The sequence below is a fragment of the Pseudomonas sp. NPDC087336 genome (assembly GCF_044744285.1).
Classification (GTDB): domain Bacteria; phylum Pseudomonadota; class Gammaproteobacteria; order Pseudomonadales; family Pseudomonadaceae; genus Aquipseudomonas.
The window spans coordinates 17,321-31,456 of sequence record NZ_JBIUYA010000035.1 but is presented as its reverse complement, the minus strand read 5'-3'; the positions used below and the strand labels follow the sequence as shown (position 1 = coordinate 31,456).

12 protein-coding genes are annotated in these 14,136 nt (G+C 61.2%); 3 read left to right on the top strand and 9 right to left on the bottom strand.

Translation table 11 applies throughout. The annotated features are described in order from the left end of the window. Window positions 1-206 precede the first annotated feature (206 nt). The 3 genes from ACIO0C_RS26455 (at window position 207) to ACIO0C_RS26445 (ending at window position 3,576) form a co-directional block, all read left to right on the top strand. The gene (locus ACIO0C_RS26455) at window positions 207-428 is read left to right on the top strand and encodes a hypothetical protein (RefSeq protein ID WP_401316603.1); all 222 of its coding nucleotides are present in this window, start codon (window positions 207-209) and stop codon (window positions 426-428) included. A 237-nt stretch (window positions 429-665) separates the two neighbouring features. After that, a complete protein-coding gene (locus tag ACIO0C_RS26450; protein ID WP_401316669.1) occupies window positions 666-1,934 on the top strand; it encodes an OprD family porin in 1,269 nt (422 codons plus the stop codon). 148 nt (window positions 1,935-2,082) lie between these two features. Next, window positions 2,083-3,576, top strand: coding sequence for a diguanylate cyclase (locus ACIO0C_RS26445; RefSeq protein ID WP_401316600.1), 1,494 nt, complete (start codon window positions 2,083-2,085; stop codon window positions 3,574-3,576). 77 nt (window positions 3,577-3,653) lie between these two features. Here the strand turns inward: ACIO0C_RS26445 and lpxC are convergent, their stop codons facing one another. The 9 genes from lpxC to murD form a co-directional block, all read right to left on the bottom strand. Continuing rightward, complete coding sequence (lpxC, locus tag ACIO0C_RS26440; protein ID WP_008060300.1) at window positions 3,654-4,565, bottom strand: UDP-3-O-acyl-N-acetylglucosamine deacetylase; 912 nt, start codon at window positions 4,563-4,565, stop codon at window positions 3,654-3,656. Between the two features lie 112 nt (window positions 4,566-4,677). Next, window positions 4,678-5,871 (bottom strand): cell division protein FtsZ, encoded by a 1,194-nt coding sequence (gene ftsZ, locus ACIO0C_RS26435; RefSeq protein ID WP_046819017.1) that lies wholly within the window; start codon window positions 5,869-5,871, stop codon window positions 4,678-4,680. Window positions 5,872-5,949: 78 nt separating this feature from the next. Beyond that, window positions 5,950-7,209, bottom strand: coding sequence for a cell division protein FtsA (gene ftsA, locus ACIO0C_RS26430; protein ID WP_008060298.1), 1,260 nt, complete (start codon window positions 7,207-7,209; stop codon window positions 5,950-5,952). Between the two features lie 15 nt (window positions 7,210-7,224). Next, complete coding sequence (locus ACIO0C_RS26425) at window positions 7,225-8,094, bottom strand: cell division protein FtsQ/DivIB (RefSeq protein WP_401316595.1); 870 nt, start codon at window positions 8,092-8,094, stop codon at window positions 7,225-7,227. A gap of 4 nt (window positions 8,095-8,098) precedes the next feature. After that, the gene (locus ACIO0C_RS26420; protein WP_401316592.1) at window positions 8,099-9,064 is read right to left on the bottom strand and encodes a D-alanine--D-alanine ligase; all 966 of its coding nucleotides are present in this window, start codon (window positions 9,062-9,064) and stop codon (window positions 8,099-8,101) included. Continuing rightward, window positions 9,061-10,521, bottom strand: coding sequence for a UDP-N-acetylmuramate--L-alanine ligase (gene murC / locus ACIO0C_RS26415; RefSeq protein ID WP_180205324.1), 1,461 nt, complete (start codon window positions 10,519-10,521; stop codon window positions 9,061-9,063). The genes ACIO0C_RS26420 and murC overlap by 4 nt, the downstream gene beginning before the upstream one ends. Continuing rightward, the gene (gene murG, locus ACIO0C_RS26410) at window positions 10,514-11,584 is read right to left on the bottom strand and encodes an undecaprenyldiphospho-muramoylpentapeptide beta-N-acetylglucosaminyltransferase (protein WP_401316588.1); all 1,071 of its coding nucleotides are present in this window, start codon (window positions 11,582-11,584) and stop codon (window positions 10,514-10,516) included. Before murG ends, murC begins: the two co-directional genes overlap by 8 nt. Beyond that, a complete protein-coding gene (ftsW, locus tag ACIO0C_RS26405; protein WP_020800848.1) occupies window positions 11,574-12,791 on the bottom strand; it encodes a putative lipid II flippase FtsW in 1,218 nt (405 codons plus the stop codon). The genes murG and ftsW overlap by 11 nt, the downstream gene beginning before the upstream one ends. Then, entirely contained in the window at window positions 12,788-14,134 is a 1,347-nt protein-coding gene (gene murD, locus ACIO0C_RS26400; protein ID WP_401316585.1) for a UDP-N-acetylmuramoyl-L-alanine--D-glutamate ligase, read from the bottom strand. The genes ftsW and murD overlap by 4 nt, the downstream gene beginning before the upstream one ends. Window positions 14,135-14,136 lie beyond the last annotated feature (2 nt).

Sequence of the window (14,136 nt, the reverse complement as noted above, 5' to 3'; positions counted from 1 at the left end):
CCTCGAATATTGCACTTATCTTTCGGACGCTTTCGCCGGCAAGCCTGGCTCCTACAGTAAAGAACCTTTCCCGCGCGTTGTGTCGGGCAACCGATCTTTGCTCTTTGCGTAACAGTCCTTTCATGAATCCGCTCTTTTTCCTTTCCCCCAAGCCCCTTATCTTTGCCCGCACCAAACAGCACTTGCCAAGCAAGAAGGTTTAAAAGATGTCCAACAGTATGGGTATTGCCAGCGCTTTCGTTCTGTCTTCTCTGTTCCTGTCTCCGTTCGCCATGGCCGAAGAGTCGCAGGCCTTTGTCGCCCACAATGCCGCCCGGGCCGCTGCGTACGAAGAGCACCAGATCGAGATGACCGCCAAAGCCCAGGAGGCCACCCAAGCCCCACAAGCGTCGAGCGTCCAGGCCAAGCAGGCTGAGAAAGTCAGCTGATCTACGCGAATTGCTCCAGTTTCCCTCGACACTTTTCATCGGCTCTTCCCATTGAAAAGTTGTCTTCTAAGCCGCTGCCATCAGCGGCTTTTTTTCGTTGTGGTTTTATAACCCGCTGCGTCAACAAGCCCCCCTGCGACTGTAAGAAAAGTGATGTTCCCCGCTGACCCAGGAGCTTTACCCCACGTGCGTTTCCCATTCAGTACACCTGCGCTGTTCGTTGCAATCGCTGCAACGATGGCCACCAACACTCAGGCTGCCGAAGATTCAGCCGTCCAGGGTTTCGCCGAAGGCGCCAGTCTCACCCTCAACGCACGCAACTACTACATGAACCGCAATCGCCAGCAGCAGGCCGACGACAACGTTGAATGGGGTCAAGGGTTGCTGGGCATCTTCGAGTCTGGCTACACCGAAGGCAGCGTCGGGTTCGGCTTCGACGCCCAAGCCATGCTCGGGCTCAAGCTCGACGGTGGCGGCGGCACGGACAATTCGAGCATACTGCCGGTCAGCGATGGCAACGGCAAAGCACCGGGCTCGTTCTCCACGGCGGGCGGCACCCTGAAAATGCGTGCCTTCGATACCGAATTGAAGGCCGGCGACCAGTTTCTCGCCAACCCGGTGATCGCCGGCGGTGAAACCCGCATGCTGCCGCAGACCTTTCGCGGCGTCAGCCTGACCAACCACAGTTTCGACGGCTGGCTGATCGAAGGTGGGCAAGCGAGTTTCACCAAACCGTATAACCAGAGCGGCCATACCCGCATCGGTACCTCCTACGGCACCCTGGCCGAGGGTGACGAGAGCCGGCATCTGAACTGGGCGGGCGTGGCCTGGAGCGGTATACCTGGCTTGAGCAGCAGCCTGTATGCCGCCGAGTTCAAGGACATCTGGAACCAGTACTACTACGACCTCGATTACACCTATGCGCTCAACGAGGTGATCAGCCTCAACCCGGGCCTGCACTTCTATCACACCCAAGACACGGGCGAGGCGCTTCTGGGGCACATCGACAACAACACCTACAGCCTGCATTTCACTGTCGGCGTCGGCAATCACAGCGTCACCACTGCTTACCAGCGGGTCAACGGCAACACCCCGTTCGACTACATCAGCCAGGGCGACAGCGTCTTGCTCGACAACTCCCAACAATACTCGGACTTCAACGGCCCGAACGAACGCTCGTGGAAACTCAAGTACGCCTATGACTTTGTCGGGCTCGGCCTGCCGGGACTGACCTCGGCGCTGTCCTACTCCCGAGGCAAGCTGGACCTGAGCAAGGTCGATCCAGACAGCCCCGGGTATAGCGCGTGGTACAGCGCCGACGGCAAAAACGCCAGACACTGGGAGCGCGACATCGAACTCAGGTACGTGGTGCAGGCCGGCCAGGCGAAAAACCTGGCGCTGCGACTGCAATGGGCAACTAACCGCGGCGGCAACGGGTATGGCGTACTGGACCAGGACACCGACGAGTACCGGATGATTTTCGACTACCCGCTCAATGTCTTCTAAGCTTCAGTAAACAAAAGGCCGGCAGGTTTTGCTGGCCTTTTTTTTATCCGGAGTGCGCAGGGATGCTGTGGATCTGACGGGTGTCCGGGACGCTGCCCGATTCTTGTAAAAGAATGTTCCCGACGCCTAGACAGCAGAAGCCAGAACCATGAGCGAGCGCAGCGCGACAACTTATCCAACAGACCGATCCACGCGATCCGAGCGGCTGGTGATTATCGGCAGCGTGTTGATGGTGATTGCCATCCTCGGCATCGTGGCGTTCCTGCTGGTGCGTGAACGCGCCAATGCCGAACTGTCAGCCAGCCGCTCTGCCGCCAACATCGTGCAATTGATCGAAGCCGACGTCCTGCGTAACGTCGAGCTTTATGACGTCTCCTTGCTCGGCTTGATCGCGGCCTCACGACGTGAAGACCTCCTGCACGTTTCCCCGCAGGTCCGTCATCTGGCCTTGTTCGATCGCGCCACCGCGGCCCCGTACAAGGGTGACATCCTGTTGCTCGACCAGCAGGGCAACGTGATCGCCGACTCGGCTTCGCGAGAACCCAGGACAGGCAACTTTGCCGACCGCGAGTACTTCCTGTCCCATGTGAACAACAGCGACCCGAGCATGTTCATCAGCCGCCCTTTTCGCTCCCGTCTGGCAAACAACGAATGGCGCATCAGCTTCAGTCGCCGGATCAGTGGCGGCCAAGGCGAATTTCTTGGGGTCGCCGAAGCGGCCATGCGCCTGAGCTACTTCGAGCAACTTTTCAACAGCTTGAACATCGGTCCTGACAGCTCGATCAGCCTGATCAACAAGGATGGAATCCTGCTGGCCCAGGTGCCCCGCCTGGGCGAAGACTTGACCGGATCGGACTTCAGCAACCGCCCCAATTTCCAGCGCATCGTCAAAGAAGGCAACGGCAGCTTCAGCAGTGTCTCGGCTCGCTACCAGGATTCGCGGCTCTACACCTTTTCCCAGGTCGGCAATCTGCCGCTGATTGTCATCGTAGCGCTGTCGGGCGCCGAAGTGTTTGCTTCGTGGCAACGCACGGCGATAGGGGTCAGCGTGGCCACGGTAGCCCTGTGTGCGTGCCTGCTGTGGTTGACCTGGTTGCTCTGCCGCGAATTGCGCCTGCGCCACCATGCCGAGCTGGAACTGGCGCAACTGGCCGCCACCGACGCCTTGACCGGCCTGGCGAACCGCCGCACGCTGGACCAGACGTTGCGTCACGAGTGGTTTCGCGCCCAGCGATCCGGCAAGCCATTGTCGCTGCTGATGATCGACGCCGATCACTTCAAGGCCTTCAACGACCGCCATGGCCATCAAGCCGGTGACGAGGCCTTGCGCGCGGTGGCCAATGTGTTGCGCACCCACGTACGGCGACCTGCCGATCTGGTCGCGCGCTACGGTGGCGAGGAGTTTTCGGTGGTTCTGGCGGAAACCGATATGGCGGGCGCACAACAGATCGCCGAGCGTATTCGAGAAGCGGTCGAGCAGTTACCGCCGATCGACGGAGCCGACTCGCCGATTACCGTTAGCATTGGCATCAGTACCTGGAATGCCTGCGCCGACATCAGCCTGGAGGTGCTGATGTTTGCCGCGGACAAGGCGTTGTATCAAGCCAAGGAGACTGGACGTAACCGGGTGGTAGCGCTGTAGCGGTTGGCTATGAACATCCGCGCCATAAAAAAAGGCCGCCCGAAGGCAGCCTTTAAAAAACTAGAGAGGTTTTTTACTTACACGGCCGCAACAGGACGCATGTAAGAGATCGGTGCGGTGCTGGCGTCTTCGAACGTCACGACTTCCCAGGCATCTGTCTGCTCAATCAACTTGCGCAGCAGCTGGTTGTTCAGTGCGTGGCCGGACTTGAAGCCCTTGAACTCACCAATCAGGCTATTGCCCAGCAGGTAGAGGTCACCAATTGCATCGAGGATCTTGTGCTTCACGAATTCGTCTTCGTAGCGAAGGCCGTCTTCGTTCAGTACACCATCGGCGTCGACCACAATAGCGTTTTCAACGCTGCCGCCGAGTGCGAGGTTGTGCTTGCGCAGGTACTCGATGTCACTCATGAAACCAAAGGTACGGGCGCGGCTGACTTCTTTTACGAACGAAGTGCTGGAAAAATCCACGCTTGCACTTTGTGTGCGGTCACGGAAAACCGGGTGATCGAAATCGATCTCGAAGCTCACCTTGAAACCTTCGAAAGGGACGAAAGTGGCGCGCTTGTCGCCGTCTTCCACAGTCACTTCGCGCAGGATGCGAATGAACTTCTTGGCGGCGTCCTGTTCTTCCAGGCCGGCCGACTGAATCAGGAATACGAAAGGTCCAGCGCTGCCATCCATGATCGGTACTTCGGACGCGGAGAGCTCGACGTAGGCGTTATCGATGCCCAGGCCAGCCATGGCCGAGAGCAAGTGCTCCACCGTATCCACTTTGACGTCACCGTTGACCAGCGTGGTCGACATGGTGGTTTCGCCAACGTTTTCTGCGCGTGCAGGGATCTGCACCACAGGATCGAGGTCGGCACGACAAAACACAATGCCGGTGTCGATCGGCGCAGGCTTGAGGGTCAGGTATACCTTCTCCCCGGAGTGCAGACCTACACCTGTGGCACGGATAATATTTTTCAGTGTGCGTTGTTTAATCATGGCTTGGGCCGCTTCAGCGCAAATTGCGAACTGGTATCAACAAAGGCTGGCGATGATAGCAGACCACGCCTTTGCTGAACACCAATCACCTTCATAGCCCTGATACATTTCATCAATCGGCCTGACGACGCAGGAATGCCGGGATGTCCAGGTAGTCCAGATCATCTTGTGGATTCATCTTCGCGGCAGTCGCAGCACCGGCCTGGGCCTGGTTGCGCATGACGGTCGGACGGTCCAGGTCACGGTAGTTCACCGCTGGAGCTTCCTGACGAACAGGGGCTTGTTGTTGCGGCTGGGAAGCCATCGACGTGTGCACGGTATTGTCGATGATCTTCACCGGCTTCTCGATTTTAGCGCCCAAACCGGTCGCAACGACAGTCACGTGCAGCTCATCGCGCATGTCCGGATCGATAACGGTACCGACCTTGACCATGGCGTGCTCGGAAGCGAAGGCTTCGATGATGCTACCCACGTCGGAGTACTCACCCAGGGACAGGTCAGGACCGGCGGTGATGTTCACCAGGATGCCGCGTGCACCTTGCAGGTTCACGTCTTCGAGCAACGGGTTGCGAATGGCCGCTTCGGTGGCTTCGCGTGCACGGTTAGGACCGCTGGCGCAGCCAGTGCCCATCATCGCCATGCCCATTTCGCTCATCACGGTACGTACGTCGGCAAAGTCGACGTTGATCATGCCCGGGCGCTTGATGATGTCGGAGATACCGCGAACGGCACCGGCCAGTACATCGTCAGCCTTGGCAAAAGCCGACAGCAGGCTGGCGTCCTTACCGAGGATGGTCAGCAGCTTCTCGTTGGGAATGGTGATCAACGAGTCGACGCTTTCCGACAGCAGGCGGATGCCTTCATCGGCGATCTGCATGCGCTTGCGACCTTCGAACGGGAACGGGCGGGTCACCACCGCAACGGTGAGAATCCCCATTTCCTTGGCCACTTCGGCAATGATCGGCGCAGCACCGGTACCGGTACCACCGCCCATGCCAGTGGTGATGAACACCATGTTGGTGCCCTGCAGGACTTCGGCGATGCGCTCACGATCTTCGAGAGCGGCCTGACGACCTACTTCAGGGTTGGCGCCAGCGCCCAGACCTTTGGTCACGCCGGTACCCAATTGCAGGATGGTCCGCGCGCCAATGCTCTTGAGCGCCTGGGCATCAGTGTTGGCGCAGATGAACTCGACGCCTTCAATGTTGCTCTTGACCATGTGATTCACGGCATTGCCGCCGCCACCGCCGACACCGATAACTTTAATAACCGGGCTTGCGGGGATGTTGTCTACGAGTTCGAACATTTTCCCTCTCCTTTACGTTCTCTAGTTTTTTCGCCTACTGCCTGTATCTACAACGGTGTAACGGTGTTGCGGTAAATCTTAGAAATTGCCCTGTACCCAGCTCTTGATGCGATCGAGCAAGGCACCTTTGGGTTCTTCGTTGCTGAAGCTGTCGCGGCTGCCGATACCCGAGAACGAGATGCCGTCGGATTGCTTCTGCAGGCCGTACATCAACAGGCCAACGCCCGTGGAATAAATCGGGTTGCGCACCACGTCATCCAGGCCCTTGACGCCGTGGGGCACGCCCAGGCGCACTGGCATGTGGAAGATTTCCTCGGCCAGTTCCGTGGCGCCTTCCATCTTCGCCGTACCGCCGGTCAGCACGATGCCGGCCGGGATCAGGTCTTCGTAGCCACTGCGACGCAGCTCGGCCTGGATCAGCGTGAACAGCTCGTCGTAACGCGGCTCGACCACTTCGGCCAGGGCCTGGCGGGACAGCTCGCGCGGCGGACGGTCGCCGACGCTCGGGACCTTGATGGTTTCACCGGCGCCCGCCAGTTTGGCCAGGGCACAGGCGTAGCGAATCTTGATTTCTTCGGCGTACTGGGTCGGGGTGCGCAATGCCATGGCGATGTCGTTGGTCACCTGGTCGCCCGCGATCGGGATCACCGCGGTGTGGCGAATCGCGCCTTCGGTGAAGATCGCGATGTCGGTAGTGCCGCCACCGATGTCCACCAGGCACACGCCCAGCTCTTTCTCGTCATCGGTCAGCACCGAGTAGGCGGATGCCAGTTGCTCGAGAATGATGTCGTCGATTTCCAGGCCGCAGCGACGCACGCATTTTTCAATGTTCTGTGCGGCGTTGACGGCGCAGGTGACCACGTGGACCTTGGCTTCCAGGCGTACGCCGGACATGCCCAATGGCTCGCGGACGCCTTCCTGGTTATCGATCACGTAATCCTGCGGCAAGGTGTGCAGCACCCGCTGGTCAGCCGGGATCGCCACGGCCTGGGCGGCGTCAAGTACGCGCTCAAGGTCGGCGGAACTGACTTCGCGATCACGAATCGCCACGATGCCGTGGGAGTTCAGGCTGCGGATATGGTTGCCGGCCACGCCGACAAATGCCGAGTGGATGCGGCAGCCAGCCATCAGCTGCGCTTCTTCGATGGCGCGCTGGATCGACTGCACAGTGGACTCGATGTTCACCACCACGCCTTTCTTCAGGCCACGGGACGGATGGGTGCCGATCCCGACGATTTCCAGCGTGCCGTCGTCCGCGACCTCGCCGACCAGCGCCACCACCTTGGAGGTGCCGATATCGAGACCGACGATCATTTTGCCGCTTTGCACGTTTGCCATGGGGTCCTGCCTCTCTTAATTCTTCGCGACAGCGGGTACGGCTGCCGTCGGCGCTACAGGTTCCCGCCAGCCAACAGCGAGGCCGTTGGCGTAGCGCAGATCGATGCGCGCAATGTTCGTAATCTGCTCTTTGAGCGTCTTGTCATAGATGGCAATGAAACGGCGCATCTTTTCCACCAGGTTGCCGCGTCCCAGCAGCAGTTCGATCCCGGGCCCGGCACTGCCAGGGCCGGTCGTCAGGAACCAGCTGCCTCGTTCACGCAGCTCCAGGCGCGCAATCGAGAAGCCCAATGGCCTGAGCAACTGACTCAGTACCTGATATTGCTGCATCACCTGCTGTTGGGCCCGCTGCGGACCAAACAACTGCGGCAAGTGTTCATAGTTGGCCAGCTCGCGCGGGGTGAACGCCTGCCCCTGGTTGTTCAGCAGCGATTCGTCGCCCCAACGGGCCACCGGCAGCTGTTCCTCCAGGCGAATCACCACTTGGTCCGGCCATACCCTGCGCACTTCGGCGTGGGCAATCCATGGCATCGTTTCAAGCTCGGTACGCATGCTCGCCAGGTCGATGGTGAAGAAGCTCGACGCCACGAACGGGGCGATTCGCTGCTGCACCGCTTGCTGGCTGATGTAGCTCAGGTCGCCCTGCACGTTGATCTTGGTGATCGGCCGGTCCGCATAAGGCAGCAACCGCTGCGCGCCTTCATAAGTACCGAATCCCAACGCGACCAGCAGCACTGGCCAGAACAGGGCCTTGAGAACACCGAAGTTGGCTTTCGGCAGGCGCGCGGACATCGGCTCTTTGGCCACCATTCGGCTGGCACCCCGCGGTACCGGCTTGCGGCCGGTCGGTGCGGTAGGCTGATGACGTAGCTGTGCGCCTTGCATGGTCTTAACCTCGCGGCTCTTGCTTGCCGAAGCTCTCGGCCAGAATGGCCAGAACCAGCTGCTGGAAATCCAGACCGGCAGCACGGGCCGCCATCGGCACCAGGCTGTGATCGGTCATGCCCGGTGCCGTATTGACTTCCAGGAACCAGAACTGCCCCTCGGCGTCCTGCATCACGTCCGCCCTGCCCCAACCGGCGATCCCCAAGGCTTCACAGGCTTTCGCCGTGAGGTCCATGAGTTCCTTTTCCCTGGCGCTGTCCAGGCCGCACGGAATGCGGTACTGGGTATCGTTGGCGATGTACTTGGCGTCGTAGTCGTAGAAACTGTGCGTCGTGCCCAGGGCGATTGGCGGCAACACCTGGTCACGCAGGGTGGCGATGGTGAACTCCGGACCTTGAATCCATTGCTCGACCAACACTTGCGAATCGTAGGTACTGGCCGCTTTCCAGGCGTCGATCAATTCAGACGCGGAACTCACTTTGGCCATCCCGATACTTGAACCTTCATGGGCCGGTTTGACGATCAAAGGGAAGCCCAGTTCCGTCGCCGCCGAAATACAATCGGCTTCGCTGCTCAGCACCGCGTGACGTGGCGTCGGAATCCCCAGGCTGTGCCAGACCTGCTTGGTGCGCAGCTTGTCCATGGCCAGCGCCGAGGCGAGGATGCCGCTGCCGGTGTAGGGAATCCCCAGGCACTCGAGCAGGCCCTGCATGCTGCCGTCTTCACCGCCACGGCCGTGGAGGATGATGAAGGCGCGGTCGATCTTTTCGTTCAGCAGACGCTGCAGCAGGTCATCGCCGACGTCGAGGCCGAACGCGTCCACGCCTGCACTTTGCAGCGCATCGAGAACGGCGTTGCCCGACTTCAGCGACACTTCGCGTTCGGCACTCTTGCCGCCGAACAGCACGGCGACGCGACCAAAATCTTTCGGTGCGACGGTGCTGGCGAGGTTGGCGTAGGCAGCATTCATTTCAACTTCCCCTCGACCGGCGCGACAACGGCACCGGCGAACAACTCACTTTTCAACAGTTTCGGTGCGAGACCGCCGATATCACCGGCACCCTGGCACAGCAGGATGTCGCCGGCACGCAACAGCGGCTTGACCAGCGGCGCGAGGTCGACACCACGCTCGATGTAGATCGGGTCGAGCTGGCCGCGCTGGCGAATGCTGTTGCACAGCTTGCGGCTGTCGGCACCGGGAATCGGTTCTTCACCGGCCGGATAGACTTCCATCAGCAGCAGGACATTGGCGTCGGCCAGTACATTGACGAAGTCGTCGTACAGGTCGCGGGTACGGCTGTAACGGTGCGGCTGGTAGACCATCACCAGGCGACGCTCCGGCCAGCCACCGCGCACGGCCTTGATCACTGCGGCGACTTCGGTCGGGTGGTGACCGTAGTCGTCCACCAGCATCACCTGGCCACCGTCCACCGGCAGTTCGCCGTAGACCTGGAAGCGTCGGCCAACACCCTGGAACCCGGACAGGCCCTGGACGATAGCTTCATCGCTGACGCCCTCGTCGGTGGCGATGCAGATGGTTGCCAGGGCGTTCAATACGTTGTGGTTGCCCGGCATGTTCACCGACACATCCAGGGGCTCGCGGTCTGGGCGCAACACGGTGAAGAACGTCTGCATGCCTTGCTGGCGCACATTGATGGCGCGCACGTCGCAGTCTTCGCCGAAGCCGTAGGTGACGGTCGGACGCTTGACCTGCGGAAGGATTTCACGCACCACCGGATCGTCCAGGCACACCACCGCCAGGCCATAGAAAGGCAGGTTGTGGAGGAACTCGACGAAGGTTTTCTTCAGTTTGTTGAAGTCGCCGTCGTAGGTCGCCATGTGGTCGGCATCGATGTTGGTGACCACGGCCACCAGCGGCTGCAAATGCAGGAAGCTGGCGTCGCTTTCGTCGGCTTCGGCGATCAGGTAGCGGCTGGTGCCAAGCTGGGCATTGGTGCCCGCGGCATTCAGGCGACCACCGATGACGAACGTCGGGTCCAGGCCACCGGCGGCGAACACCGAGGCGATCAGGCTGGTGGTGGTGGTTTTGCCGTGGGTACCGGCAACGGCGATGCCGTGGCGATAACGCATCAGCTCGGCCAGCATTTCTGCCCGTGGTACCACCGGGATACGCCGTTCCAGCGCGGTGGCGACTTCCGGGTTGGAGGTGTTCACGGCACTGGACACCACCAGCACGTCGGCGGCGGCAGCGTTCTCGGCGCGATGACCGATGAAAATCTGCGCGCCGAAAGATTCCAGGCGCTCGGTAACCGGCGAAGCCTTCAGGTCCGAACCGGACACTTCGTAGCCCAGGTTCAACAACACCTCGGCAATCCCGCACATGCCCACGCCGCCGATCCCGACGAAGTGGATGCGACGGATGCGGCGCATTTCCGGTTGCGGCATGGCTTTCTGATTCTCAACCATGGGCCACCTCCAGGCAGGTATCGACCACGTTACGGGTGGCATCGGGTTTGGCCAGGCGGCGGGCCGCAGTGGCCATGTCGTTGAGTCGTTGTGGTTGCATCAGGACCTCTGTCAGGCGCGCGGCAAGATCCGCTGCACCGGTCGTTCTTTGCGGCATCAGGAAGGCTGCGCCTTCACGGGCCAAATAATCGGCGTTGCGGGTCTGGTGATCGTCGATCGCGTGGGGCAACGGCACCAGCATCGAGGGCAGACCGGCGGCAGCCAGTTCACTGATGGTCAGCGCACCTGCGCGACATACCACCAGGTCGGCCCAACCATAGGCTTGGGCCATGTCTTTGATGAACGGCTGCACTTGCGCCTCGACGCCAGCCGCGCGGTAGCGCTGCGCAGTCACTTCATCATGGTTTTTGCCGGCCTGATGGAACACGTCCGGGCGCAGGTCGACGGCGACTTGCGACAGGGCTTCAGGCAGCAGCTTGTTCAACGGTTCTGCGCCCAGGCTTCCGCCCAGGATCAGCAAACGCGCCTTGCGACCGGCCAGGGCTGGTCGCGGAGTTTCGAGGAACAGCTCGGTGCGCACCGGGTTACCGGTGGTCCGGCGGCTGCTCGACAGGGTAAAGGTGTCGGGGAACGCTTCACAGACCCGGGTGGCCAACGGCACCAGCAACCGATTGGCGGTACCGGCCACGGCGTTCTGTTCGTGAACGATTACCGGCACACCGGCCAGTTTGGCTGCAACACCGCCAGGACCCGTCACAAAACCACCAAAGCCCACCACGCAAGCCGGCCGTAGGCGACGAATGATCGCCCGCGCCTGCCAGACCGATTTGAGCAACATGAATGGCGCCTTGAGCAGGGACAGCTTGCCCTTGCCACGCAACCCGCTGGCATTGATCCGATGCAGTTCGATGCCGGCCGCCGGGACCAGCTCGTTTTCTATGCCGCGCGGCGTGCCCAGCCAGTGCACGGTGTAGCCACGGGACTGGAATTCGCGGGCACAGGCCAGCGCCGGGAACACGTGGCCCCCGGTGCCGCCGGCCATGATCAATACGTTAGCGCCCATGGTTCGGCTCCTCGGCGAAGTCGCTCTCATGGAATTCCATCTCTTCGCTGCCCAGGTGGGTTCGACTCTCCCACTCGATGCGCAGCAACAAGCCCAGGCAGGCACAGCAGATCACCAACGAACTGCCGCCATAGCTGAGGAACGGCAGCGTCAGGCCCTTGGTCGGCAGCAGGCCGACGTTCACGCCGATGTTGATCAGGAACTGACCGATCCACAGGAAAGACAAACCGTAGGCGACATAGGCGGCGAAGAACTGCTTGGCCTTCTCGGCCCACAAGCCGATGTACATGCCGCGGATACAGACGAAGACGAACAGCGCCACGGTGCACAGCGAACCCACGGCACCCAGCTCTTCGGCCAGGACCGAGAACACGAAGTCGGTGTGGGCTTCGGGCAGGTAGAACTGTTTCTGCACGCTGTTGCCCAGGCCGACGCCCAGCCATTCGCCGCGACCGAAAGCGATCAATGCCTGGGACAACTGATAGCCGGCGCCGAACTGGTCGGCCCACGGGTCAGCGAAGTTGGTCAGACGCGCCATCCGATACGGCTGCATCTGGATCAACAACACCACCGCCCCGACCGCCAGGACCACCATCAGGGAAAACCGGAACAGCCCGACCCCGCCGAGGAACAGCATCGCCGCCGCCGCGCCCATCATCACCACGGTGGCACCGAAGTCCGGCTCCATCAGCAACAGGCCCGCCATCGGCAGCAGCACGATGAATGGCTTGAAGAACCCCATCCAGCTTTCACGCACTTCTTTCTGGCGACGCACCAGATAACCGGCGAGGTAGATCACCACGAACACCTTGGCGATCTCGGAAGGCTGGACGTTGAAAAAACTGAAGCCGATCCAGCGCATCGAACCGTTCACCTCACGGCCGATCCCCGGAATGATCACCATCACCAGCAAGCCGAAGGCACCCAGCAGCATCAACCAACCCAGGCGCTGCCAGGTGGCGATCGGGATCATCATGGTGACGATGCAGGCACCCAGGCCCAGCACCACGTAGATAAGGTGGCGAATCATGTAATACAGGGCGCTGCCCGACTGGACCGCCGCCACTTCGGTGGAGGCCGATGCAATCATGACCAGCCCAAGACCCAGCAGCGTCAGGCAACCGACGAGCATCGGGAAGTCGAGGTCGATACCGCGCCCGGTGATGAGCGGCGATGGGTACGGCTTGATGATGCCTCGAAGACTCATGTCAGTTCCTCCACGGCCTGGACGAACTGGTGACCACGGTCTTCGTAATTCTTGAACATGTCGAAACTGGCGCAGGCTGGCGATAGCAGCACCACGTCGCCCGGTTGCGCGGCGGCGCGGCATTGCTCGACGGCTTCGACCAGGGAAGCTGCACGAATCAGTGGTACGGCATCGCCAATGGCCTGGCCGATCTTGTCGCTGTCGCGCCCCATGAGGATCACGGCGCGGCAGTTGGCCGCCACCGGATCGCGCAGGTCCTTGAATTCGGCACCCTTGCCGTCGCCACCGGCGATCAGCACGATTTTGCCATCGATGTCCGCACCCAGGCCTTCGATGGCCGCCAGCGCGGCACCGACGTTGGTGGCTTTGGAATCGTTGTAGTAGCCCACGCCATCCAGGTCTCGAACCCACTGGCAGCGGTGCTCAAGACCGGCGAAATTGCGCAGGGCCGAAAGCATGGCGTCGAACGGCAAGCCAACGGCGTGACCCAGCGCCAATGCCGCCAGGGCGTTGGACTGGTTATGAGCACCGCGAACTTTCAATTCGCGCACTGGCATCAGGTTCTGGAATTCGAAGGCCAGGTATTTCTCGCCGTCTTCTTCACGGATACCGAAGGCTTTGAAATCCGGTTTGCTCAGGCCGAAGGTCCAGCACGGCTGGCCCTCGCCCATCAACGGACGGCTCAGGGCATCCTGACGATTGACCACGAACTGTCTGGCACCACGGAAGATCCGGTGCTTGGCCAGGTGATAGGCCGGCAGACCGCTGTAACGGTCCATGTGGTCTTCGCTGATGTTGAGCACGGTCGCCACTTCGGCGTTGAGCTGGTCGGTGGTTTCCAGTTGGAAACTCGACAGCTCCATCACGTAAAGCTCGACGTCATCGCCCAGCAAGTCCAGTGCCGGCGTACCCAGGTTGCCGCCGACGGCCACTCGCTTGCCCGCCGCCGCGGCCATCTCGCCGACCAGGGTGGTCACGGTGCTCTTCGCGTTGGAACCGCTGATGGCCACGATCGGCGCCTTCGCGTTACGCGCGAACAGCTCGATGTCGCCGGACAATTTCACGCCACGGGCAGCGGCGGCCTGCAGGGCCGGGGTCGCCAGCGCCAGGCCGGGGCTCACGTAGAGCTCGTCGGCGCGGCACAGGAACTCGACGTCCAGCTCGCCGCAACGCACTTCCACCTGCGGGTAGTCACGCTTGAGCGTGGCCAGTTCCGGTGGGTTTTCCCGCGTATCGGCCACCGCAAACGCCACGCCCCGGTTCGCCAGGAAGCGAACCAGGGACATGCCGCTCTTGCCGAGGCCGACAACGATGCGGAAGTGGTCAGACGCGATCAGGGACACGG

Bases quoted from the DNA above. Each gene is read 5' to 3' on its own strand.
- murC (WP_180205324.1), bottom strand. From the start codon at position 10,521: ATGGTTGAGAATCAGAAAGCCATGCCGCAACCGGAAATGCGCCGCATC.
- ftsW (WP_020800848.1), bottom strand. From the start codon at position 12,791: ATGAGTCTTCGAGGCATCATCAAGCCGTACCCATCGCCGCTCATCACC.
- ACIO0C_RS26425 (WP_401316595.1), bottom strand. From the start codon at position 8,094: ATGCAAGGCGCACAGCTACGTCATCAGCCTACCGCACCGACCGGCCGC.
- ACIO0C_RS26420 (WP_401316592.1), bottom strand. From the start codon at position 9,064: ATGAATGCTGCCTACGCCAACCTCGCCAGCACCGTCGCACCGAAAGAT.
- lpxC (WP_008060300.1), bottom strand. From the start codon at position 4,565: ATGATTAAACAACGCACACTGAAAAATATTATCCGTGCCACAGGTGTA.
- ftsA (WP_008060298.1), bottom strand. From the start codon at position 7,209: ATGGCAAACGTGCAAAGCGGCAAAATGATCGTCGGTCTCGATATCGGC.
- ACIO0C_RS26450 (WP_401316669.1), top strand. From the start codon at position 666: ATGGCCACCAACACTCAGGCTGCCGAAGATTCAGCCGTCCAGGGTTTC.
- ftsZ (WP_046819017.1), bottom strand. From the start codon at position 5,871: ATGTTCGAACTCGTAGACAACATCCCCGCAAGCCCGGTTATTAAAGTT.
- murG (WP_401316588.1), bottom strand. From the start codon at position 11,584: ATGGGCGCTAACGTATTGATCATGGCCGGCGGCACCGGGGGCCACGTG.
- ACIO0C_RS26445 (WP_401316600.1), top strand. From the start codon at position 2,083: ATGAGCGAGCGCAGCGCGACAACTTATCCAACAGACCGATCCACGCGA.
- ACIO0C_RS26455 (WP_401316603.1), top strand. From the start codon at position 207: ATGTCCAACAGTATGGGTATTGCCAGCGCTTTCGTTCTGTCTTCTCTG.